Source organism: Pseudomonas sp. 5.2 (genome assembly GCF_059025405.1).
This window is the reverse complement of the sequence record NZ_JBYBHH010000007.1, coordinates 21,423-44,494: the sequence shown is the minus strand read 5'-3', so window position 1 is coordinate 44,494 and position 23,072 is coordinate 21,423. Positions and strand designations below refer to the sequence as shown.

The 23,072-nt window shown below is 64.7% G+C and carries 20 protein-coding genes and 1 riboswitch; of the genes, 7 read left to right on the top strand and 13 right to left on the bottom strand.

Annotated elements, in window-relative coordinates; all coding sequences use genetic code 11:
• Positions 1-2: 2 nt before the first annotated feature.
• The 12 genes from AC5PZ0_RS12650 to AC5PZ0_RS12595 all read right to left on the bottom strand — a co-directional run bounded on the left by AC5PZ0_RS12650 (position 3) and on the right by AC5PZ0_RS12595 (position 13,837).
• Positions 3-188 carry a CbtB domain-containing protein gene (locus AC5PZ0_RS12650; RefSeq protein ID WP_027593390.1) on the bottom strand — a complete coding sequence of 62 codons (186 nt, stop codon included), beginning with the start codon at positions 186-188 and terminating at the stop codon, positions 3-5.
• Between the two features lie 94 nt (positions 189-282).
• A riboswitch (cobalamin riboswitch) is annotated at positions 283-504 on the bottom strand.
• Between the two features lie 278 nt (positions 505-782).
• Positions 783-1,883 (bottom strand): LLM class flavin-dependent oxidoreductase, encoded by a 1,101-nt coding sequence (locus AC5PZ0_RS12645; protein ID WP_274885244.1) that lies wholly within the window; start codon positions 1,881-1,883, stop codon positions 783-785.
• Between the two features lie 27 nt (positions 1,884-1,910).
• Entirely contained in the window at positions 1,911-3,245 is a 1,335-nt protein-coding gene (locus AC5PZ0_RS12640; protein WP_085272925.1) for an LLM class flavin-dependent oxidoreductase, read from the bottom strand.
• A 281-nt stretch (positions 3,246-3,526) separates the two neighbouring features.
• The gene (locus AC5PZ0_RS12635; protein WP_493855106.1) at positions 3,527-5,143 is read right to left on the bottom strand and encodes a dipeptide ABC transporter ATP-binding protein; all 1,617 of its coding nucleotides are present in this window, start codon (positions 5,141-5,143) and stop codon (positions 3,527-3,529) included.
• A complete protein-coding gene (locus AC5PZ0_RS12630; RefSeq protein WP_493855105.1) occupies positions 5,140-6,030 on the bottom strand; it encodes an ABC transporter permease in 891 nt (296 codons plus the stop codon). The genes AC5PZ0_RS12635 and AC5PZ0_RS12630 overlap by 4 nt, the downstream gene beginning before the upstream one ends.
• A gap of 2 nt (positions 6,031-6,032) precedes the next feature.
• Entirely contained in the window at positions 6,033-6,983 is a 951-nt protein-coding gene (locus AC5PZ0_RS12625) for an ABC transporter permease (RefSeq protein ID WP_027593382.1), read from the bottom strand.
• Entirely contained in the window at positions 6,980-8,605 is a 1,626-nt protein-coding gene (locus AC5PZ0_RS12620) for an ABC transporter substrate-binding protein (protein ID WP_493855104.1), read from the bottom strand. Before AC5PZ0_RS12620 ends, AC5PZ0_RS12625 begins: the two co-directional genes overlap by 4 nt.
• A 145-nt stretch (positions 8,606-8,750) precedes the next feature.
• A complete protein-coding gene (locus AC5PZ0_RS12615) occupies positions 8,751-9,545 on the bottom strand; it encodes a class II aldolase/adducin family protein (protein ID WP_027593380.1) in 795 nt (264 codons plus the stop codon).
• 21 nt (positions 9,546-9,566) lie between these two features.
• Positions 9,567-10,511 (bottom strand): D-isomer specific 2-hydroxyacid dehydrogenase family protein, encoded by a 945-nt coding sequence (locus tag AC5PZ0_RS12610; RefSeq protein ID WP_099429232.1) that lies wholly within the window; start codon positions 10,509-10,511, stop codon positions 9,567-9,569.
• The gene (locus tag AC5PZ0_RS12605; protein ID WP_493855103.1) at positions 10,508-11,644 is read right to left on the bottom strand and encodes an acyl-CoA dehydrogenase family protein; all 1,137 of its coding nucleotides are present in this window, start codon (positions 11,642-11,644) and stop codon (positions 10,508-10,510) included. Before AC5PZ0_RS12605 ends, AC5PZ0_RS12610 begins: the two co-directional genes overlap by 4 nt.
• Positions 11,645-11,778: 134 nt before the next feature.
• Positions 11,779-12,693, bottom strand: coding sequence for a LysR family transcriptional regulator (locus AC5PZ0_RS12600; protein WP_493855102.1), 915 nt, complete (start codon positions 12,691-12,693; stop codon positions 11,779-11,781).
• 97 nt (positions 12,694-12,790) lie between these two features.
• A complete protein-coding gene (locus tag AC5PZ0_RS12595) occupies positions 12,791-13,837 on the bottom strand; it encodes a LacI family DNA-binding transcriptional regulator (protein ID WP_265969352.1) in 1,047 nt (348 codons plus the stop codon).
• 260 nt (positions 13,838-14,097) lie between these two features.
• Here AC5PZ0_RS12595 and AC5PZ0_RS12590 point away from each other — a divergent pair, with 260 nt between their 5' ends.
• The 4 genes from AC5PZ0_RS12590 to AC5PZ0_RS12575 all read left to right on the top strand — a co-directional run bounded on the left by AC5PZ0_RS12590 (position 14,098) and on the right by AC5PZ0_RS12575 (position 19,767).
• Positions 14,098-16,305 carry a TonB-dependent receptor gene (locus AC5PZ0_RS12590; protein WP_493855101.1) on the top strand — a complete coding sequence of 736 codons (2,208 nt, stop codon included), beginning with the start codon at positions 14,098-14,100 and terminating at the stop codon, positions 16,303-16,305.
• Between the two features lie 154 nt (positions 16,306-16,459).
• On the top strand, positions 16,460-17,794 hold the full coding sequence (locus AC5PZ0_RS12585; protein ID WP_493855100.1) for an LLM class flavin-dependent oxidoreductase: 1,335 nt from the start codon (positions 16,460-16,462) through the stop codon (positions 17,792-17,794).
• Positions 17,791-18,834: an L-glyceraldehyde 3-phosphate reductase gene (gene mgrA / locus AC5PZ0_RS12580; protein ID WP_493855099.1), complete on the top strand. Its 1,044-nt coding sequence runs from the start codon at positions 17,791-17,793 to the stop codon at positions 18,832-18,834. The genes AC5PZ0_RS12585 and mgrA overlap by 4 nt, the downstream gene beginning before the upstream one ends.
• A 3-nt stretch (positions 18,835-18,837) precedes the next feature.
• Positions 18,838-19,767 carry an aliphatic sulfonate ABC transporter substrate-binding protein gene (locus AC5PZ0_RS12575; protein ID WP_493855098.1) on the top strand — a complete coding sequence of 310 codons (930 nt, stop codon included), beginning with the start codon at positions 18,838-18,840 and terminating at the stop codon, positions 19,765-19,767.
• A 150-nt stretch (positions 19,768-19,917) separates the two neighbouring features.
• Here the strand turns inward: AC5PZ0_RS12575 and AC5PZ0_RS12570 are convergent, their stop codons facing one another.
• Complete coding sequence (locus AC5PZ0_RS12570; protein WP_099429240.1) at positions 19,918-20,397, bottom strand: GNAT family N-acetyltransferase; 480 nt, start codon at positions 20,395-20,397, stop codon at positions 19,918-19,920.
• 125 nt (positions 20,398-20,522) lie between these two features.
• Here AC5PZ0_RS12570 and AC5PZ0_RS12565 point away from each other — a divergent pair, with 125 nt between their 5' ends.
• The 3 genes from AC5PZ0_RS12565 to AC5PZ0_RS12555 all read left to right on the top strand — a co-directional run bounded on the left by AC5PZ0_RS12565 (position 20,523) and on the right by AC5PZ0_RS12555 (position 23,023).
• Positions 20,523-21,152 carry a LysE family translocator gene (locus AC5PZ0_RS12565; RefSeq protein WP_493855097.1) on the top strand — a complete coding sequence of 210 codons (630 nt, stop codon included), beginning with the start codon at positions 20,523-20,525 and terminating at the stop codon, positions 21,150-21,152.
• A gap of 21 nt (positions 21,153-21,173) precedes the next feature.
• The gene (locus AC5PZ0_RS12560) at positions 21,174-22,046 is read left to right on the top strand and encodes an alpha/beta fold hydrolase (protein ID WP_099429241.1); all 873 of its coding nucleotides are present in this window, start codon (positions 21,174-21,176) and stop codon (positions 22,044-22,046) included.
• A gap of 101 nt (positions 22,047-22,147) precedes the next feature.
• A complete protein-coding gene (locus tag AC5PZ0_RS12555; RefSeq protein ID WP_099429242.1) occupies positions 22,148-23,023 on the top strand; it encodes a pirin family protein in 876 nt (291 codons plus the stop codon).
• Positions 23,024-23,072 lie beyond the last annotated feature (49 nt).

The following is a 23,072-nucleotide window of genomic DNA, read 5'->3' as shown; positions in this document are numbered from 1 at the left end:
ACTCAGTGGCAGGGGAAGGCGGCGCTGTGGCGGGTATCGTGCGCCGCGTTGTGCACGGCTTCGATGTGCGAGAAGCCGGCAAAGTACACCAGGCACAGGCCCAGCAGGCTGGCGCCGACGGCGATGACGACACGCTGACTGAGGGTGACGGGGGTGGCAATGCTGTGTTTGGCGCTGGTGACGGGCATGACGCGTTCCTCTGCTTTTTGTGGGCAACGGGCAAGCGCGGCAGCCCCGAACGTGATCCGCCCAGGGGAATGCGACAGCGCCCGCCCACCGCGGGGTGTTCATGAACGTCAGGCCGGTCTCCGGGCTCACGAGGAGGAGCAGGGCTCCTGAAAAGCGCCCCTTCCCATGCCAGATGACGCGGCACAGTGGTCTAGACGCTTCGCTCGCTTACCGTTGCGGGGGCAGCACCGGCTTGGTCGGGCCCTGGTCGAGGGCTTGCGACGCACCGGTTTCCCGTTTCACCCCCTGAGGGGCACCTGAACGCGAGGCATTAGGAGACCACGAGGCAGGTTTTCCGTCAATTGCACAGCGGTGTGCGCGTGAAAAGTATTTCAGAAGTTGTAGGCCAGCAATTTTCGGGTTTTGCAGTGCCTGGGAGGTCGTGCGCCGCCTGCGCGGCGCTTCGCAGCACAAGGCTGCTCCACATCGAAGCGGGCGCCAAGACATGTCACAGGAATAATTGGCCCGAAACAGATGTGGGAGCAGCCTTGTGCTGCGAAGCGCCGCGCGGGCGGCGCTCGGTCTCATAGGCGCCAAAAAAATCCAGCCATGCACTAAGCCGTCCGCGCGCTACGCCCAGCCTCCCGCTGCGCCACCAACCCACGAATCCGCGGAATCAGTTCCTGCCCATACTCCACCGCATCGCGCAACTGATCGAACCCGCGGAACAGGAAGGTGCTAACCCCCAGGTCGTAGTACGCCAGCGCCGCCTCAGCCACTTGGTCCGCCGTCCCTACCAGCGACGTCGAGTTGCCCGCACCGCCGCCCAACGCGGCAATCTCGGTCCACAGCCGGGTGTCATGCACCTTGCGCTGGCTGGCCAACTGCACCAGGCGCTCTGAGCCGGCGTTGCTCTTGCCGAAGTTCTTCTCGCGGCGGTTGCCCTGGCGGATGCCGATGCGCGTCTGGGCATCGGCCAGAATGCGCTCGGCACGGGCCCAGGCTTGCTCCTCGGTAGCCCCCAGGATCGGCCGCAGCGACAGGCTGAAGCGGATGTGCTTTTCACGCCCATAACGGGCTGCAGCCTTGCGCACCTTGGCAATACGCTCGCGCACCTGCTCCAGCGGTTCGCCCCACATCATGTACACATCGGCATGCTTGGCGGCCACTTCGACGGCTGCATCCGAAGCACCGGAGAAGTAGATGGGCAGCTGCTGCACGGGCTTGACCAGGGTCAGGTTGTCTTCCACCCGGTAGTGCGTGCCGTTATGGTCGAACGGTTCGGTGCGGGTCCAGGTGTCGCGCAGCACCTGCAGGTACTCGTCGGTACGGGCATAGCGGGCGTCCTTGTCGAGGAAGTCGCCGTCGCGCTGCAGGTCGCCGCTGTCGCCGCCGGTGATGACGTTGATCGAGGCCCGACCACGGCTCAATTGGTCAAGGGTGGCGAACTGGCGAGCGGCGAAGGTCGGGGCTTGAAAGCCCGGGCGGTGTGCGACCAGCAGGCCGATGCGCTCGGTCAGTGCGGCGACGTAGCTGGCCAGGATCAGCGAGTCGGGTGCGCTGGTGTTGACCGCCAGCAGCGCCTTGTCGAAGCCGCCGTACTCCTGGGCTTGGGAAAATGCCTTGATGAAGTCAAGGTCGACCAGCGGGCCGCGTGGTGCCTGTGATTCGCTACCTTCCTGGGGGCCGATGAGGCCAATGAATTCGAGGCTCATGGAACAGAACTCCTTGTTGGGGTGGGCTCAGGCAACGGCCGGCTGGGTGCGGCGCTGGGTGTTGCGGTTTTCCGGCACGCTGAGGCCGAAGTTGTCACGCAGGGTGGTGCCGGTGTACGCGCTGCGCACCAGGCCACGGGCCTGCAGCAGCGGCACCACCTGCTCGGTGAAGGACTGTAGGCCGTCGGGGAGCAGCGCGTTGATGATGAAACCGTCGGCGGCGCCCTGTTCGAACCAGTGCTGCAGGGCATCGGCCACCTGTGCCGGGGTGCCGACGAAGTCGCGGCGGGGGCGCGAGAAGCGCAGCGCCAATTCGCGAAGGGTCAGGCCTTCGTCGCGGGCCAGTTGTTTGAGCTGGTCCGAGGTGCCCTTGTGGCTGTCGTTGCCTAAAGTGCCGAGGTCGGGGAAGGGCGCGTCCAGGTCATGCTGGCTGAAGTCGTAGTCGTTGAACGGGCGGCCAAGTGCAACCAGTGCGTCCTCGATGCTCACCAGGTCCACGGCCTGCTGGTAGCGCTGCTCGACTTCCTCGGCGTCACGGCCAACGATAGGGCGGATGCCGGGCAGGATGAACAGCGCGTCGGGGTTGCGACCATGGCGTGAGGCGCGTTGCTTGAGGTCTTGGTAATAGGCATGGGCGTCGTCGAACGACTCGGGGCTGACGAAGAGGGCGTCGGCGTTCTGTGCCGCGAAATTGCGACCTTCTTCTGACACGCCAGCCTGGAAGATCAGCGGTTGCCCCTGCGGTGAACGTTGGATGTTCAGTGGGCCCTTGACCTTGAAGAACTCGCCCTGGTGGCCCAAGGTGTGCAGCTTGGCCGGGTCGAAGAACTGCCCGCTTTGTTTGTCACGGGTGAAGGCGTCGTCTTCCCACGAGTCCCACAGCCCCTTGACCACATCCACGTGCTCGCGAGCGATTCTGTAGCGCACAGCATGGGGCGGGTGTTCGGCCTTGCCGAAATTGTCGGCTGTACCGGAAAGCCACGAAGTGACCACGTTCCAGCCGGCGCGCCCGCCGCTGATCAGGTCCAGCGAGGCGAACTGGCGCGCCACCTGGAACGGCTCGGTGTAGCTGACGGTGACCGTGGCCACCAGGCCGATGTGCTCGGTTACTGCAGCCAATGCCGAGAGGATGGTCAGCGGCTCGAAACGGTTGAGGTAGTGAGGGCTGGAGCGGGCGTGGATGTGCAGGCTGTCGGCGATGAAGGCGAAGTCGAACTTCGCCGCCTCGGCCAACTTCGCCTGCTGTTTGTAGAAACCAAAATTGACGCTCGCATCGGCAAGCGCCTGAGGGTGGCGCCATTCGCCCCAGCCGTGGCCGACGCCATGGATCATGGCGCCCAGGCGGATCTGTCGTTTGCTCATGGGAATACCTGTGGGTTGTGCTGCAAATGGAAGCGATACCGCCATGCGTCACCGCGCGCGGGGGCGCCGGTGAAGCAAGGTGGGTGATAGGGAAGGGTCATGCGTGCAAGGCTCCTGGCGTGGTCGTGGTGGACGGCCTCCGCCAGGAATGGGGTCGGTCTGGAGTGACCTTAGCGGGTATGGGGTGAGGTTGTGAAAGGCTTTGTGGTTCTATGCTAATTATGTTTTTAGGGTATTTACTTGTCTTATTTAAATGCAAATAAATAATATTGTGTCATGACTTATGCGGCGGCTTTGTGCCCAGGGATGGCCGCGATCAGTTCACGGGTATAGTCACTCGTTGGCCGATCGAACACCGCGTCTACCGTACCTTGCTCCACCACCTGCCCTTGGCGCAGCACCAGTACGTGGTCCGCCATGCTCGCCACCACTGCCAGGTCATGGGACACCAGCACATAGGCGATCCCCAGTTCGCGTTGCAATTCATCCAGCAGCGCCAGGATCTGCGCCTGCACCGAGACATCCAGTGCACTGACCGGCTCGTCGAGCAACAGCAACTCGGGTTGCAGGGCCAATGCCCGGGCAATGGCCACGCGCTGGCACTGGCCACCGGACAGCTCGCGGGGCAGGCGGTCCAGGTAGCTGACGGGCAGGTGCACGCGTTCGATCAGCTCACGGGCCGCCTGTTCCAGCGCGGGGCCTTTGAGCAGGCCGAACGACACCAGGGGCTCGACGATGCTGTCGAACACCGTGAAACGGGGGTCAAGGGCCGCGAACGGGTTTTGCTGGACCAACTGCATGCGCCGGCGCAAGGGCCGAAACGCCCGCCAGCCAAGGCCGGTAACGTCTACCTGGTCGAACAGAATGCGGCCTTGGCTGGGCGCCTCCAGGCCGAGCGCGATGCGCAGGGCGGTGCTCTTGCCAGAGCCGGACTCGCCGACGATGGCCAAGGTCTGGCCTGGGTGCACCTGCAGGCTGAGGCCCTGCAGGGCGACGAAGCGGTTGTGCTGGCCCTTTGTCTTCGGCAACTCGAATGTCTTGCCGATACCCTCCAGGCTCAGGATCGGTTGCGTACCTGGCGTCAATGGCCCTGGTCGCCGGCGATGGCTAAAGGCGGGCGCTGCCGCAAGCAAGTCACGCGTATAGGAGTGCTGTGGTGCCTGAACGACGAGGCGAGGCGGGCCTTGCTCGACCAGTTCACCCTGTTTCATCACCAGCAAGCGGTCGGCGCGGTCGGTGGCCACGCCCAGGTCATGGGTGATGATCAGCAGCGAGATGCCCCGTTCGGCCACCAACCGTTGCAGGTGATCGAGGATCTTGCGTTGCACCGTCACGTCCAGCGCGCTGGTGGGTTCGTCAGCGATGATCAGGCGCGGGTTGCCGGCCAGGGCAATGGCGATCAGTACCCGTTGGCGCATGCCGCCCGACAGTTCGTGCGGGTATTGGCGGGCGCGCAGGGCCGGCTGGTCCAGGCCGACCTGGCCCAGCAGCGCCAGCACATCGGCGTCGAGGCTGCGGTAGCGGCGGCCGTGGGCCAGGGCCAGTGCTTCGCCGATCTGCTGGCCAACGCGCAGTGTCGGGTTGAGGCTGACCATCGGGTCCTGGGGCACCAGGCCGAGGGTACGGCCGCGCAGGTGGCGCTTCTGCCTTTCGCTGGCGTGCGCCACGTCGATGCCATCGACCCACAACTGGCCGCCATCGACTCGGGCAGTGCCCGGCAGCAAGCCAAGCAGCGCGTTGGCCAGGGTCGACTTGCCCGAACCGGACTCGCCGACGATGGCCACGGTCTCGCCCTGGGCCATGGAGAACGACAGGTGTTTGACTGCCTGGGTGGTATGGCCGCCAGCGTTGTAGCTGACGCTGAGGTCGCGCACGGCGATCAGGGGGTGTTGGCTCATCGATGGTGCTCCTCGAGGGTACGGGCGAGATGGTTGAGGCTGAACACCACGGCGACCACGAACAGGCCCGGTAGCAGCGACACCCACGGGGCAGTGATCAGAAAGTGGCGGCCGTTGGCGATCAGCGTGCCCCATTCTGCTGCCGGGGGAGCCGCGCCAAAGCCGAGGAAGCTCAGGCCGGCAGTGGCCAGGATCGCGGCGCCGAAGTCCAACGTGGCAAGCACCGCGACCGGCCCCCAGGCGTTGGGCAGGATGTGCCGCAGCAAGGTGCGGCACCAACTGGCGCCCCCCAGGCGCGCGGCTTCGACATAGGGCAAGGTCTTGACCCGCAGCACCTCGGCGCGGGTGGTGCGGGCAAAGCCCGGAATGATGCCCACGCCGACGGCGATTGCCACAGGCACCGTACCGAAGCCGATGGCAGTGACGATCGCCAGGGCCAGCAGCAGGCCAGGCAGGGCCAGCAGCACATCGATCACACGCATGAGCGCCGCGTCGACTCGCCCTCCGGCAAACCCCGCCAACACCCCCAAACCAAGGCCACCGGCCAGGGCGATGCCCACCGCCAGCAGTGCCGCTTGCACCGACAGGCTGGCGCCGTACACCACGCGTGTATACAAGTCGCGGCCCAGTTCGTCGGTACCGAACCAGTGCGCGGCACCGGGCGCGGTCAGCTTGGCCGCAGGCGAGGTGGCATAGGGGTCGAAATGGGCCAGCCACTGCGGCACCACGGCGGCGGCCAGCGCAAACAGCACCACCAGCAGCGCCAGGGCGAAACCAGGGCGCGATAACAAAGGTGCCACTGCCTGGCCCAAGCGCTGCACGCGGGTGCGGCGCTTCCAGGGCGTGGCGGGTGCGGCGGCACGGAACGGGCGGGTATCGGTGGTCATGGTCAGGTCACCTTCGTGGCATGCGTGATGCGGGGGTCAAGGTAGGGGTAGAGCAGGTCGACGATCAGGTTGACCAGCACGAAGGCCGCTGCCGATACCGCGACGATCGCCAGCACCACCGGGATGTCCTGGCGCAACACCGCTTCCTGGGCCAGCCGACCGACACCGTTGCGCGAGAAGATGGTCTCGACCAGCACGGCGCCGGACACGGTATTGCCCACTTGCAGGCCCACCAGGGTAAGAATCGGCAGCGCCGCGTTGCGCAACGCGTGCCGGGCCTGCACCTGGGCACGGCTCAGCCCCTTGGCGAACGCCGTGGCGATGTAGGGCTCGTGCCACACGCCTTGGAAACCGCGTTGCAGCACCTGGGCATAGACTGCGGCACTGGGGATGGCCAGGGTCACGGCCGGCAGCACCAGGCTGGCGAAGCCTTGGCTGCCGGTGGCCGGGAACCAGCCCAGGCCGAAGGCGAAGACCTGGATCAGCAGCAGCCCCATCCAGAACACCGGCACCGAGAACCCCAGTGAAGGCACGCGCGACAGCGCCACCTTCAGCGGCCGCCATTGCAGGTACGCGGTAAGGTAGGCCAGGCCAATACCCGCCAGCAACGACAGCACGATGGCCAGGCCGGCCAGTGACAAGGTCTGCGGCAGGCGCTCGGCAAGTAGCTCAGTCACCGGCCTGTTCAGCGACAGCGAACGCCCCAAGTCGCCTTGCAGCGCGCGCCACAGCAAGTCGAAGTACTGCTCGAAAATCCCCTGGTCCAGCCCGTAGTAGGCGCGCGCCTTGGCCAGGTCTTCAGGTGACAGGCCGTCGGCCTCCATGCCCGAGGCGCTGAGCATGATCGCCAAGGTGTCCCCTGGCAGCAGGTAGAGGATGAAGTAGGTAATGGTGTAGGCCCCCCACAGCACCAGCAGCGCCTGGCCGATGCGCCCGATCAGGTAGCGGTTCATGGCTGGGCGACCTGGATATCGCTGAGGAACGCAAAGCCCTCGGCGGTCCAGCGGAAGTCCTTGACCCTGGGCGCGGTAGCGGCCTGCCAGACACGCTCGTACAACGGGAACGCCGAGGCCTGGTCGATGAGCAGGTCCTGCAGTTGGCCGTAGGCCTGGGCACGCTGAGCGTCGTGGGTGGCGGTAATGCCATCGTCGAACAGCGCCTGGGCCTGGGTCAGGGTCTGGGGCTCGTAGGTATTGGTGGCGAGGGTGGCACTGTTGGCGGCGCGCGGGTCGAGGATGGTCTGGAGGATGATCGGGTCGGCGCGGGTCATGTAGGTGGAGGTGAGGTCGTAGTTACCCGAGGCATTGCCTGCGACCCATTCGGCGCGGGTCAGTACATTGAGCTTGAGGTCGATGCCCACCTTGCGCAGTTGGTCCTGGATCAGCACGTCGCCAGCGCTTTCGGCCGGCGTTAGGTTGTAGCGCAAGGTCAGGCGCTTGCCATTCTTGTGCCGATAGCCATCATCGCCCTTGCTCCAGCCGGCGGCGTCGAGCAAGCGCTCTGCGCCTTGTGGGTCGTAGGCGAGCTTGTCGGCCTGGGCCTTGAAATACGGGGTGGTGATGTCATAAACCCCGGTCACCACCGGGAACTCGGCGTTGTAGACGGTGTGGGCGTAGCTGGTGCGGTCGATGGCTTTCTGCAAGGCCAGGCGTACCTGGCGATCACCCAGCAGCCGGTCGTTGCGGGTGTTGGGGTAAAGGTTCAGCGCCGGGCCTGGCAGCGAGCGGCTCTGAATGGTCGCGCCTTTGGCCTGGAACAGCTTCAGGTCGACTTCGGAGAACGGGTTGCGCGGCCAGAGGATGTCGGCCTTGCCCTGCAGGAACAGGCCGTTGCGCACGCTTTCTTCGGGGATGTAGCTGATGTCCACGGCATCCAGGTGGGCCGCGCCGGGGTTTTTCACGTTGGCCGAGGCCCAGGCGTAGTCAGGGCGTTTCACCAGGCGTGCGCCGACTTCCGGGGTGTAATGCTCGAGCACGAACGGGCCAGTGCCGATGATCTTGCCCAGCGAACGCTCTTGGGCGCTGAGCGCGTAGGACGCGGGCGCCAGGATGGCCAGGTTGGTGGTCGAGGTGGCCTGCAGGAAACCGGCATTGGGGCGGGCAAGCACCAGGCGCACGGTGAAGTCGTCGACCACGTCGGCGTGGTCGTAGCCCGCGAGGTAGGTCGCGCCGAAGGTGGCGGGCAAATGCGTGGCGAAGGCTTTGTTGGTGTCGAAGGCCGTTTTCACGGCGTGGGCGTCGAAGCGCTCGCCGTTGCTGAAGCTGACGTCCTGGCGCAGGTGGAAGGTGTAGGTGAGGGCGTCATCGCTGACTTCCCAGCTTTTCGCCAGCCACGGGATGATGCGGCCGCTGTCCGGGTCCTGGTCGGTGAGGGACTCGGCGACATTGCGCAGCAGCACACGGTGTTCGAGCCAGTAGACCTGGAAGGGGTCGACGCTGACCAGGGTGGTGTTGTCGCCCCAGAAAGCGATGTTGAGGGTTTTGCTGGTGTCCTCGGTGGCGGGGGAGCAGCCGGCGAGGGCCAGCACCAGTGCGCAGGCGCTAAGCAAATGGCGGGCACGGGGGAGTGGCGGCATGGGGCGTTCCTTCTGATGTAATTGGGTTGCCGGGGCTGGCCTCTTCGCGGGCAAGCCCGCTCCTACAGGTACCGCGGTGTACCTGATGGATGTGGGAGCGGGCTTGCCCGCGAAGAGGCCAGCCCAAGCAGCAGCGGTCTGCCAGTCAGTCCTGGTAGTCACGCCCCTCACGGTCCAATTGGCGGATCAGCGCATCCCAATGCCGCTGAATCCCTTCGCCAAGCCCGTCGGAAAACCGTTTGGACTGCTCGTGCACCTTGGCAATCGCCGCCGGTGCCGCATGCAGCAGCTGGTCATTGCCGCCGGCCTGCGCCGCCACCTGGATGTTGCACGCCCGCTCCAGCCCATGCAGCTCGCGGAACGCATGCTCGACACTGACCCCGCCGGTCAGCAGGCCGTGGTTGCGCAGGATCAGGATGTTGCTGTCACCCAGGTTGGCAACCAGGCGCTGTTGCTCGTCCAGGTCCAGGGCGACGCCTTCGTAGTCGTGGTAAACCACCCGGCTGTAGTAGGCCAGCGCGTGCTGGGAGATCGGTAGCAGGCCATCCCGCTGGGCCGACACGGCGGCGCCGTCGCGGGTGTGGGTGTGCAGCACCGCCTTGAGGTCGTGCCGCGCGCGGTGGATGGCGCTGTGGATGACGTAACCGGCCTGGTTGATCCCTAGCCCAAGTGGGTCGTCGATGATCGTGCCGTCGACATCCACCTTGACCAGGTTGGAGGCGGTGATTTCATCGAACAGCAAGCCAAAGGCGTTGATCAGGAAGTGCTCGTCTGGCCCGGGCACCCGCGCCGAAAAGTGCGTGTAGATGTGGTCGGTCCAGCGGAACAATGCCGCCAGGCGATAGGCGGCCGCCAGTTTTACCCGCACCTCCCATTCCTCGGCACTGACCCGCTGGCGAACGGTGTTTGTTTGTGGGGATACGACAGACAATGAACTCATGGTGTGCTCCAGAAGAGAGGGTCAGTAGCCACGCTGGATATCGACCAGGTTGCGCAGCGGCGCCTGCTCGCGATAGCGGGCGAAGTTGTCGAGGAAGGCGTCGAGCAGCGCGGGGTAGCCGTCCTCGGAAATCGCCGACGTGTGCGGCGACAGGAATACGCGGGGGTGGTGGTACAGCGGGTGGCCCGCCGGCAACGGTTCCGGGTCGGTAACATCGAGGCTGGCGCGGCCGATCAGCCCGCTGTCCAGTGCTTCGAGCAAGGCCTGCTGGTCCAGTAGGGCGCCGCGGGCGATGTTGATCAGGTGCAGGCCGGGCTTGGCCTGGGCCAGCACCTGGCGGTCGATCAGGCCCCGTGTGGCTGGGGTCAGCGGTGCGGCGATGACCAGGTGATCGCTGCCTGCGAACAGGTGCTGCAGGCGCTCGACGCGCTCGACACCGGGCACTTCGGCAATCGGCTGCCCAGGGCGGTTCAGTGCCAGCACGCGCATGCCGAGCGCGGTGGCCTTGCGCGCCAGGCTCTGGCCAATGCTGCCGAAGCCGAAGATGCCCAACGTGCGGCCGCGCAACGGCGCCAAGGGCGTCAGGCGCCAGTCGGTGTCCTTCACCCACAGCCCCGGCAGTTGCTTGGCGGCGGCAAACACCAGGGCCAGGGCAAACTCTGCGACCTGCTCGGCGTTGGCGCCCTTGCCGCTGGTCACCGGCGGCCCCTGGAATACCCAGTCGGGGTAGAAGTCGATGCCCGACGACACCACCTGCACCCAGCGCAGCGACCAGGGCCAGCCTGGCGGCGGGGTATCTACGCGGTTACCGCGAATATTGATCGGGCGCACGATGAACACATCGGCAGGCACATCCACGTGCAACTGGCCGGGGGCGAGGTCGATGACTTCGTGGTCGGGCAGGTGCTCGCGCAGGTATTGGTTGGCCTGGGGGTCAAGCTGGCTGGCAATGATCGAGTGGCTCATGCTGCCACCTCCGCCAGTGCGCTGCGCCCGACCTGGGCCAGCACCACATCGTCCTGGGGCGTGTGGATGCGGCTACACAGCACGTCACGGTAGTGCCGCTCCAGCGGGTTGCGGCGGGACAGGCCAGGGTTGCCGGCAGCCTCGATGGCCAGCTCGACCGCCTGGATGGCGTTGCGGCTGACCAGGTGTTTGATCTGCCCGGCATGGCGCGGGTCAATGTGCCCGGCGACCGCCGAGTCCAGCAGGCTGCGGTTGGCGAACAGCAGGGTATCGATGCGCCCGACCACGTCCTGGAAGCGCGGCAGGTTCGCCAGCGGTGCACCCAGGTTGGAGGGTGCGCGGTTGTTGAGAAACTGCACCAGCCAGTCACGCGCAGCCTGGGCGACGCCGTCGTAGAGTGCCGGTAGCAGCACCGACATCCACAGCAGGCCGGTGCCATCGAGTTCGGCCCGCGGCGCGCTGGCAGGGCTGACACTGACGGCGTGGTCCAGCGGGATCAGCACGTCGTCAAAGCGCACCTCGTGGCTGCAGGTGGCGCGCATGCCCAGGTGGTCCCAGTCTTCGACGATGCTGATGCCGGGCGTGTCCTTGTGCACCAGAAAACCACCGACCAGCGGGTCTTTATCGTCGCTGCGCGCCCACACAAGGTACCAGGTCAGGCCGTAGCTGCCGGTGGAGTAGATTTTGCGCCCAGACAGCCGCCAGCCTGCAGCGGTGCGCCGTGCCACGGTGGCCGGCAGGCCGCCACGGGCCGGCGTGCCCAGTTCGGGTTCGACACGAAAGGCATTGATCAGCGCACCGTTGGCCACTGCGTCACGGGCGACCTGCAAGCGCAAGTGCTCGGGCCAGCGGGCTTCGTCCTGCAGGCGAAAGTGCTGCAGGTATTGCATGACCAGGATCAGCGCCGTGGAGGGGTCGCCCTTGCCAACGGCGGCAACCACCTGGCGCGCAGTGGCCAGGTCGGCCCCGCCGCCACCCAGGGCGCGGGGCACGGTCAAGCTCAGCAGGGCGTGGCGGTGAAGCAGGCTGAAGTTGTCGGCGGGGAACTGACCGCTGCGGTCATAGCGCTCGGCGTTGGCAGCAAGGGCCTGGGTCAGCTCGGCAAGAGCAGCGGTGGATGGGGGGTGACTCATGGAGTATTCATCCCTGGAACACGGTGGGTTTCTAAGACCGTATTCGTCTGGATGAGCGCTGTAAAAGTCTTTTTGGTTCTATGCTAATTATTTGTTTGTAGAATTTAAAAAATACCTACTATGCAAATGTTTTATTATGTGTGGGCTCCTGCTGTGGGCGCGGCCTGCAGCCTGTTCCCGGCAATCTCACCAAACAGCTCCACCGGCTCCTGCAGGTTACCCAGATACCGTGGATGGAACAGCCACAAGTCCACCTGCGGTTTGAAATCCGTCACGTTGACCACATCCAGTGCATCCCGATGGCGGCTGCTCTGCAGCAGCGGCTCGGGCACCAACCCCAGCCCTTGCCCGTTGGCGACCAGGCCCAGTTGCAGGTCGGTGCCAAAGGTTTCCAGGTTGATCGACAGGCTTAGCCCTTGTTCGCTCAAGGCCCGCTGCAGCCCCGCACGAAAACCGCAGCCGTCGGGGTTGAGCACCCAACCGCGGGTGTAACAATCCTTTAGCTTGTAACTGCGCTTGCTGGCGCTGCCCTTGGCGGCCACCACGCGCAGTGGCATACGCGCGATGGAGCGGCTGGTGATGCCCTCAGGGAAGATTTTGCCAGGTGGGAACAGTGCGGCAGCGGCGTCGAGTTCGCCGTTTTCCATGCGTGCGATCAGGCTGCTGCCCCAACCACTGGTGACTTGGGTGCGCAACACCGGGTAGGTGTCGCGAATCTGCGCCAGGGCGTCGAGCAGCACCACGTCCCCCAGGGTTTGCGGCACGCCCAGGCGCAACGTGCCTGACGGGGCGCCGTCATTGGCGACCAATTCACGCAGTGAGTCGATCTCCCGCAGGATCGCCTTGCACTGCTCATACACCCGCAGGCCCATTGGCGTTGGTTTCAGCGGTTTGGTGTTGCGGTCGAGCAGGGTGGCGCCGAGGTCTTCCTCGAAGTTCTGCACGCGACGGGTAATGGCCGGCTGGGTCAGTTGCAGGGCCTCGGCGGCGAGGTTGGTCGACTGGCAACGGATGACCGCCACGAAGGCGTCCATGTCATCGATTTTCATATTCGGCGCTCACATATTGGGGCTGTGGGACATACCTTGGAAGAATAATCCTCATTGTGCGGATTGTCACAGCGCCCGATGCATCAGTGCCTTGCCGTCAGGCGCTTTCGCGGGCGACCAGTTCGCAGGCGAGCAGGTTCAGCCGTTGCACCTCACCCTCATGCGCGATGGCGCCCAGGTGTTGCAGGACGCGCAAGGCCGCCACCTCGCCAATCTCCCGCGAGGGCGGCCGCAACGTGGTCAGGCTGGGCAGCAGCATGTCGGCGAAGGGGTAGTCGCCAAAGCCGACGATCGCCACGTCATCCGGTAGCCGCAGCCCCGCACGTTGGCCAGCCAACACGGCGCCGGCAGCCAGGTTGTCATTGGCAAAGATGATCGCCTCGGGGCGTGGCGTGCGGCGGATCAGCGCCTCCATTGCCTGTTTGCCTGCCTCGAACGGCGCGCAATCGGCGGAGGGCACGAACACCCAGGGTTCAAGACCGGCCTCGGCCAAGGCCTCGATGTACCCGTCACGCCGCTCCAACGCGCTCAAGTCGCCGGCTGCGCTGTTCTGCACGAAGGCGATGCGTCGATGCCCTTTTGCCAGCAAGTAGCGGCACGCCTGCACGCCGACCTGGTGATGCAGAAAACCGACCTGCAACGGCGCCCGCTCGGGGCGGTAATCCCAGATCTCGACCACGGGCACGTCAGCTTCGGCCAGCATCTTTTCAGTCGCCGGGCTGTGGAAATGGCTGGTGACCACCAACGCCGCCGGCGACCAGCCGAGGAACGCACGCACCGCACTCTCTTCCTGTTCTTCGCTGAAATAGCTGGACGCCAGCAGCAACTGATAGCCATGGCGGCTGAGGGTGTCGCTGAAGGCCTGGATGGTCTGGGCAAAGATCGGCCCTGAGATGTTCGGGATCACCATGCCGACAATACGCCCGCGCGCCGAGGCGAGGCCCCCGGCGACCAGGTTGGGAACGTAGCCCAGCGCCTGCACAGCGGCCTCTATGCGCTCGCGCAGAGGCGGTGAAACCTGCTCAGGCTGGTTGAAGAAACGCGACACACTGATCGCCGATACGTCTGCCGCGCGCGCCACGTCGGCCAGGGTGGCGCGGCCTGCACCACGGCGCTTTCGGGGGGAATCCTTGGCTTGGCTCACAGGGTCGCCTCATCGGGAAATGGCGCGATGGTAGCGCTAACGCAATGGCGCCTGGCAAATAGCTTTATTGCATATCAATCTGACTTTTAAGTATTTGACGTGCTAAGCAGCGCCCTCTGATACTTGCTCATGTTAGCGCTAACAAGCGCTGCTGTTGGCAAGCGCCTGCCACTCGCACGAGCGAGACCAGACAACCACAGCACCCTCCGTGTAGGCCCGTGAACGTGGGCCTGGTCTGGTCCCATAAGGCAGTGAGCAGCATGCAGACAACTCCGTTTCCTACTACACAACGCCGGCCGCTGGCAGCGGCCATTTTGTTGGCCGCGTTCGGCCAGGGCGCCCAAGCCACCGAACCTGCCGAGAGCGCGCCGCAAGCGACGGCCCTCGGCGCGGTGACGGTCACGGCCACTCGCCGTGAAGCCAGCCTACAGGAAGTCCCGGTGGCGGTTTCGGTGATCGATGGCGAGCAGCTCGAACGTGACAACCGCAACAACGTGGCCAGCATTGTCCAGCAGGTACCGACACTCAATTACCGGGCAGGCGCCTCGAACAAGGACACCTCGCTGTTCATCCGGGGCGTAGGCACCATTTCGACCTCCCCAGGCGTCGAGCCCACCGTGGCCACCGTGGTCGATGGCGTGGTGTTCGGGCGGCCGGGCCAATCTACCCTCGACCTGCTCGACCTGGAGCGCATCGAAGTGCTGCGTGGCCCGCAGGGCACGCTGTTCGGCAAGAACGCGTCGGCCGGCGTGCTGAACGTGGTCAGCAAGGCCATCCCCGAGCAAACCCGCGGCTACGTGGATTACTCGCACTTTGGCGGTGGCGATGAAAACCGCCTGCGCTTCGGCATTGGCGGGCGGCTCAGCGAACAGTTCAAGGGCTCGCTGAGCACCTTGTGGGGCGATTACGACGGCAATGTCGAAAACGTTGCCAATGGCCACGACGTCAATGGTTACCAGCGCAAAGGTGCCCGCGGCAAGCTGGAATTCGAACCCAACGAAGACCTGCGCCTGACCTTGATCGCTGACTACATGAAAGGTGAAGACACACTCCCCAGCGGTGTGATCACAAGCGCCAGTACAGCGTTTGCCAACCAACTGCGCCCGGTCACCCCTAGCGCGCACAACCGCGATATCAACAGTGACTTCAAGACCCACGTCGAAGACGAGAACCAAGGCTTGTCGGCCCAGCTCGACTGGCAACTGGGTGACTACACCCTGACCTCGATCAGCGCCTGGCGCGGCTGGGACAACACCCAGTACCAGGACGGCGACCGCCGTGCGTTGCTCCCCGTGACCGCGTCCCATGACAAGGGCACGGTGGACTACGACCAGTACAGCCAGGAGTTTCGCCTGACCTCGCCCAAAGGGCAGTTCAACGAGTACGTGCTCGGCGCCTTCTACATGCACGGCACTTCCAACGAAACCTACCAGCGCCTGTCGGTCAACGGCGGCGTGGCCAACACGGGGCGGGCAGATTACTCAACGACCAACGACAGCGTCGCGCTGTTCGGTGAGAACACCTTCAACTTCACCGACGACTTGCGCGCCATCTTCGGCCTGCGCTGGACCCACGACGACCTGGAGTACGACCACCGCCGGGTCTCCAGCTCGGCCACCGCGGTCACCGGCATCCAGCCTTCGACCGCCAGTTCCGGCTCGGTGGACGAGGACGGTTGGAGCGGGCGCACCGGCCTGCAATACGACTTCAACGACAACCTCACCGGCTACGTCACCTATTCGCGTGGCTACAAAGGCCCGGCCTACAACGTGTTCTTCAACATGCAGCCGCGCGACACCGGCGCCCTCAAACCGGAAACCTCCGACGCTTATGAGGTCGGCCTGAAGAGCACGGCGCTGGACAACCGGCTGACCGCCAACCTGGCGGTGTTCCACACCGACTACGACGACTACCAGGCCAACTTCTTCGACACGGTGGCCAATCAGGTGGTAACGCGTTTGGTCAACGCCGGCAAGGTCAAGACCCAGGGCGTGGAACTGGATGCCAGTTTCCAGGCGACGTCGCAGCTGAAGTTGACCACCGCCGTGGCCTACACCAAGGCCCGTGTCGACCACTTCAACTGCCCGGCAGGGGCCGCGGCCAACTGCAACATCGACGGTGGCCACCTGCCGTTTACCCCGGACTGGAAGACCTACGTACGTGCCGACTACGTGATCCCGCTGGACAACGGCCTGGATGTCGAGCTTTCCAGCGACTACAGCTGGCAGGATTCGGTGCAGTTCAGCCTGGACCAGAACCCAGACACCGTGCAGGGCGCCTACGGCATCTGGAACGCCAGCATTGCCCTGGCCGACTACAACGACGGCTGGCGTGTGGCACTGCTGGGCAAAAACCTGGGTGACAAGTCGTATGCGCAGATGCTGGCCAGCGGTGGCGATTACATCTACCGCTCCGTACCACGCGACGACGGGCGCTACTTCGGCGTGCAGTTGCGCAAGGATTTTTGAGTCACTCGAATCCTGCGCATGACCTGTGTAGGAGCAGCCTTGTGCTGCGAAGAGGCCGGTACGGCTTATACAGAGGCTGTGGCGTTACAGGCCTCTTCGCAGCACAAGGCTGCTCCTACAAAAGCGCAGCGACAACCCCATCAAGGAGATCGACATGAGCCGTCAACTGAGCCTGGGCGCCTTCCTCATGGCCACCGGGCACCACGTGGCCGCCTGGCGCCACCCGGACGTACCGGCCGACCCCATGGACTTCAGCAGCTACCGCCGCGCCGCGCAGGTCGCCGAAGCGGCCTGTTTCGACGCGTTGTTCGTCGCCGACAGCGTTGCCGCGCCTACCGACGCCCTGGCCAGCCACAGCGCACGCTCCACCTATTTCGAACCGCTTACCCTGCTGTCGGCGTTAAGTGCCGTTACCGAGCGCATCGGCCTGATCGCCACCGCCACCACCAGCTACAACGAGCCGTACCACGTAGCACGCAAGTTCGCCTCGCTCGATCACCTGTCCGGCGGCCGCGCTGGCTGGAACCTGGTCACCTCGGACGCGGCCGCCGAAGCGGGCAACTTCGGCCGCCAGGCGCATATCCCGCATGCCGAGCGTTACGCTCGAGCCCGGGAGTTTCAGCAGGTGGTACAGGGCCTGTGGGACAGCTGGGCTGACGACGCCTTCGTGCACGACAAGGCCGGTGGGCTGTTCCACCGTCCTGATGGGGTGCGTGCCCTGGATCACGCAGGCGAGCACTTTCGCGTGAAAGGCCCGCTGAACGTCGCCCGCTCGCCCCAGGGGCGGCCGGTGCTGGTTCAGGCGGGCTCCTCGGAAACCGGCCGCGAGCTGGCCGCGTTCAGTGCCGAGGTGGTGTTTACCGCGCAACCGAGCCTGGCCCGCGCCCAGGCGTTCTACGCCGACCTCAAGGGCCGGCTGGCCGCTTACGGGCGGGGCGAGGATTCGCTGAAGATCATGCCTGGCGTGTTTGTGGTGGTTGGGCATAGCCAGGCTGAAGCCGAAGAGAAGTACCAGCAGTTTCAGGAACTGGTCGACCCGCGCGTCGGGGTTGGTTTGCTCGGGCGCATGCTCGGCAATTTCGACCTTTCCGGTTACCCGCTCGACGGCCCGCTGCCCGAACTGCCGCCCACCGAAGATGGCCAGCGCAGCCGCCAGCAACTGCTCACCGAACTTGCCGGCAACGAGCAACTGACACTCGCCCAGCTTGGCCGGCGCATCGCCGGCGGGCGAGGGCACTACAGCCTGATCGGCACCCCGGCCCACATCGCCGATGAACTGCAGGCCTGGTTCGAGGGCCGTGCCGCCGATGGCTTCAATGTGCTGGTGCCGCACCTGCCCCTGGGGCTGGAGGATTTCGCCAACCTGGTCGTGCCCGAGCTGCAGCGCCGCGGGTTGTTCCGCCGCCAGTACCAAGGCCGCACCCTGCGTGAACACTTGGGGCTGCAGCGCCCTGCCAATCCCTTCTTTACCGAACGAGGTCAACCATGAGCTACGCCGCCCACCCCGAGCGCTACGCGCGCATGCCTTATCGCCGTGTCGGCCGCAGCGGCCTGGTGTTGCCGGCCCTGTCCCTGGGCCTGTGGCACAACTTTGGTGATGCGACGCCTATCGATACCCAACGCGCGTTGCTGCGCACCGCATTCGATGCGGGCATCAACCACTTCGACCTGGCCAACAACTACGGCCCGCCCTACGGCAGCGCCGAAACCAACTTCGGCCGGCTGCTGCGTGAAGACCTGCGCAGCTACCGCGACGAACTGATCATCTCGAGCAAGGCGGGCTGGGACATGTGGCCAGGGCCGTACGGGCAGGGCGGCAGTTCGCGCAAGTACCTGATCAGCAGCCTCGACCAGAGCCTGCAGCGCCTGGGCCTGGACTACGTCGACATCTTCTATTCGCACCGTTTCGATGCCGACACGCCGTTGGAAGAAACCGCCATTGCCCTGGCCGACATCGTTCGTCAGGGCAAGGCGCTGTATGTCGGCATTTCGTCCTATTCGGCGGGCAAGACGGCTGAGATTGCGGCGCTGCTGGCCGAGCTGAAAGTGCCGCTGCTGATCCACCAGCCTTCGTACAACCTGTTCAACCGTTGGATCGAGCGTGACCTGCTGGCCACCACTGATGCGCTCGGGGCCGGGGTGATCGTGTTCACGGCGCTGGCCCAAGGCCTGCTCAGCGATAAGTACCTGAACGGCATTCCCACCGATGCCCGCGTCAACCGCGCCGGCGGTGGCTCGTTGCTGCCCCAGCACCTGTCGCCAGACAACATTGCCCGCGCCCGCGCCCTCAATGAAATCGCCCGGGGGCGAGGCCAGAGCCTGGCGCAACTGGCCCTGGCCTGGACCCTGCGCGACCCGCGCGTGAGTTCGGCACTGATTGGTGCAAGCCGGCCCGAGCAAATCATCGAGAACGTGGCCGCACTCGATAACCTGGTGTTCAGCCCCGAGGAGTTGGCGGCCATCGACCAATACGCCGTCGAAGGCGGAATCAACCTCTGGGAAAAACCCTCGACCGACTGGAAGGAGTGACCCATGCGTGTGCTACGCCTTGCCGTCCTGTTATTGCTGAGCTTGGCCGGTGCTGCCCAGGCGGCAGACCCTGCGACGTTGCGCATTGGCTATCAGAAGGGCTCGATCAGCCTGGTCCTGGCCAAGCAGCATCGCCTTCTGGAGCAGCGCTTTGCCCATACCCAAGTTGAGTGGATCGAGTTTCCGGCCGGCCCGCAAATGCTAGAAGCCTTGAACATTGGTAGCCTCGACATCGGTTCGACCGGTGATATTCCGCCGATCTTCGCCCAAGCAGCTGGTGCCGACCTGCTGTACATCGGTGCCGAACCGCCCAAGCCGCAGGCTGAGGTGATTCTGGTACCGAAAGACAGCCCGGTGGCCAGCGTTGGCGACCTCAAGGGCAAACGGATTGCCCTGCAGAAAGGCTCGAGTGCGCACAACCTGTTGATGCGTAGCCTGGCCAAGGCTGGGTTGAGCATCCGCGATGTGCAGCCGGTGTACCTGGCGCCTGCCGATGCGCGTGCGGCGTTCGAGCGCGGCAGCGTGGACGCCTGGGCGATCTGGGACCCGTTCTATTCGGCCATCGACCTGGAGGGCAAGGCGCGGCTGTTGGCCGATGGCCAAGGGCTGGGCTTGATCGGGCCTTTCATGCTGGGGGCGCGTGAGTACGTCGAGGCCAACGGGGCGTTTGTCGGTCAGCTGCTGGATGCGATTAGCCAGGCCGAGGCGCTCACACGCAGTGACGAAGCCGGGAGCATCCAGTTGCTTGCACAGTTCATGGGCTTGCCGGAGGCTGTGGTGCGGCGCAGCTTCAGCCATCGGCCGGCGTCGCCGGTGATACCGGTGAGCGATGAGATCGTGGCAGCGCAGCAGCGCACGGCGGAGCTGTTTTTCCAGAACAAGGTGCTGCCCAAGCGGGTGGATATTGGCGGGGCGGTGTGGCGACGGAACTGAGCCAAACGCAACGTTCGGCTTTCATTGCCCGGGTAGGAGCAGCCTTGTGCTGCGAAGAGGCCGGTGTTGCCACACTATTTCTATGAGCCTTACCGGCCTCTTCGCAGCACAAGGCTGCTCCTACAGGGGGGATTTCGGCGGTATTTGGGGTCAACCCTGGGCAAACGCCAACAGCTTCTTGCCATCCAGTCGATATTTAACCCACTCAGCCTGCGCTTCGGCCCCCAGCGACTGGTAGAACCCGATCGCAGGTTCGTTCCAGTCCAGCACACTCCATTCCAGGCGCCCGCAGCCGTTCTCCACAGCCTCGCGGGCAATGTGCCGCAGCAATGTGCGCCCGGCACCATCGCCGCGCTGCTCGGGCGTGACGTACAAGTCTTCCAGATAAATCCCGTTACGCCCCAGCCACGTCGAATAACTGTAGAAATACACGGCAAAACCGATCGCCTGACCATCCCGCTCGCAGATCAGGCTGTGCACTGTACTGCCCTCGTCGAACAGGCTGCGCTCGATATCGGCGACCGAGGCGATCACCTCGTGGCGCGCACGTTCGTAGTCGGCAAGCTCGGTGATGAAGGCAAGAATCTGCGCGGCGTCGGTACGCACCGCGGGGCGGATAGTGAGGCTCATGGGGCGGGCTTCCTAGAACGAGATGAAATCAGTACAGTATTTGTATCTATTTAATTTAGCAAAACTGTACCGGTCGCAAGGCAGGGCGACTCCGTTAGTGTGACAGCACCAATAATGATTGTGGAATGCCTGCCATGCTTGCCTCTGCCGACCTGCTTACAGCGTTCGTGCTGTTTGCCTTCGTATCCTCCATCACCCCGGGGCCGAACAACACCATGCTGCTGGCCTCGGGTGTGAACTTCGGCGTGCGTCGCTCGATCCCGCACGCCATGGGCATCAGCCTTGGCTTCATGGTCATGGTGCTGGCCGTCGGTTTGGGCCTGGGCGAGGTGTTCAAGGCCTGGCCGCCGTTGTACACCGTGCTGCGTTACACCGGCGCGGCCTACTTGCTGTATCTGGCGTGGAAAATCGCGACCTCGGGGCCAATCGGCACGGATTCGGACAAGGCCCGCAAGCCGCTGGGGTTCTGGGGCGCCGCCGCGTTCCAGTGGGTCAACCCCAAGGCCTGGGTGATGGCGGTGGGGGCCATCACTACCTATACACCGGCCCAGGGCTACGTGATGAACGTGGTTGTCATCGCCGCGCTGTTTGCCCTGGTCAACCTGCCCAGCGTCGGGGTCTGGGTCATGTTTGGCAGCGCTTTGCGCAACCTGTTGCAGAACCCGCGCTGGCTGATGCTGTTCAATGTCCTGATGGCCTTGCTGCTGGTGATTTCACTCTACCCGCTGCTGTTTGTAGAATCGGCGTTTTCATAGACCGATGAGTACAGCAAGCCGATGCAGTTGATCCCCTGGTCACACCTATGCCCCGAAGGCTTCACCTTGCGCGGGTGGCGCACACCCGCCAGTGGCAAGCCTTTGCTGCATTTTCTGCACGGCAACGGCTTCTGCTGCCTGGCGTACCAGCCGTTGCTGATGCGCCTGGGCGAGCATTTCGACCTGTGGCTGTGCGATGTGCAAGGCCACGGCGACAGCGACCATGGCGGCGTGTTTCGCGGGTGGAACCGCACCGCTGAATTGGCGGTGGAGGCGTTCGAAAGCGGGCGTGGCGAGTATGGCGAGGTACCGCGCTTTGCCCTCGGGCACAGCTTTGGTGGCGTGCTCACGGGGCTGATCCTGGCCAGCGCACCCACGCTGTTCGAGCGCGCCGTATTGCTTGACCCGGTGCTGTTCAGCCGCCGTATGATCGGTGTGATGGGCGCGGCTGCGCTGGTCGGCCTGCATCAGCGCCATGCCTTGGCGCGCAAGGCGGCCAACCGCCGCAGCCATTGGCCTGATCGTGAGGCGGCACTGGCCTCGCTGCAGGGGCGCGGCATTTTCAAAGGCTGGACCGATGCGGCAATGTTGGCCTATGTGGAGCATGCCATTGGCGATTGTGGCGAGGCGGTAGTGCTCAAGTGCCGGCCCAGCCGCGAGGTGGAAATTTTCAGTTCGTTCCCCAAGCGCATGTGGGCAAACCTGGCCGCGATCCACACACCGACGCGGGTGCTGTATGGCGAACAGACCTATCCCTTCGTGCCGCATTCGGTCAAACGCCTGGCGGCGCTGAACCCCAACGTGAGCGCGCGGCAGGTCGCCGGTGGGCACTGCTTCATGCAGGAGGACCCGGCCATGGCCGCCGAGCAGGTGTTGGCCTTCCTGCAACCGTGACGTTGTCGTTCCATAGGTGAGACGATGCATGCCATTTAAGCTGTCTACCGGCTTATTGGCATCATTGGTAAGGTGATCCCAGCCAAGAGAGGAGACTTCTCATGAAAAAGATTCTGGGTATTCACCGCAGCCCTCACGCCCACTGGGTAGGCGATGGCTTCCCGGTGCGCAGCCTGTTCACCTACGACGACCTGGCCCGCCAGATCAGCCCGTTCTTGCTGCTGGACTACGCCGGCCCGCACGACTTCACCCCTACACGTGACCGACGCGGCGTCGGCCAGCACCCGCACCGTGGTTTCGAAACGGTGACCATCGTCTACCAAGGCGAGCTCGAACACCGCGATTCCACGGGGGCCGGTGGCTTGATCGGCCCCGGCGACGTGCAATGGATGACGGCGGCCAATGGCATTATCCATGAAGAATTCCATTCGCCGGCATTCGCCCGCACGGGTGGCACACTCGAAATGGTCCAGCTGTGGGTCAACCTGCCTGCGCGTGACAAGCGCGCCGCGGCGGGTTACCAGACGTTGCTTGCCACGGATATCCCGGTGGTGGCGCTGGATGACCAGCGTGGCAGCCTGCGGGTGATCGCGGGTGAATTCCAAGGCCACCAAGGCCCTGCGCGGACCTTCACCGCGATGGATGTCTGGGATTTGCGCCTGAATGCACAAGCGACCTTGCAACTGCCCGTAGCCGCAGGGCGCAACGCTGCCTTGGTGGTGCTGCGCGGGACTGTGCGGGTCAACGGTGAACGGGAAGCCGGGCCAGCCAGCCTGGTACTGCTCGAGCGTGGTGGTGAGGACATTGTGCTCGAGGCGCTGGAAGGCGCCAGTGTGCTGCTGCTCAGCGGTGAGCCGATCGATGAGCCGATCGTTGGCTATGGCCCATTCGTGATGAACAGCCAGGCAGAAATCGCTGAGTCGTTCGACGACTTCCATGCCGGCCGGTTCGGGCAGATGCAGGCCGAGGGCAGCTGAGACCGCTCGTCGTCAACTCTGTGCAGCCGATCGAACAGCCCTGGCTGGC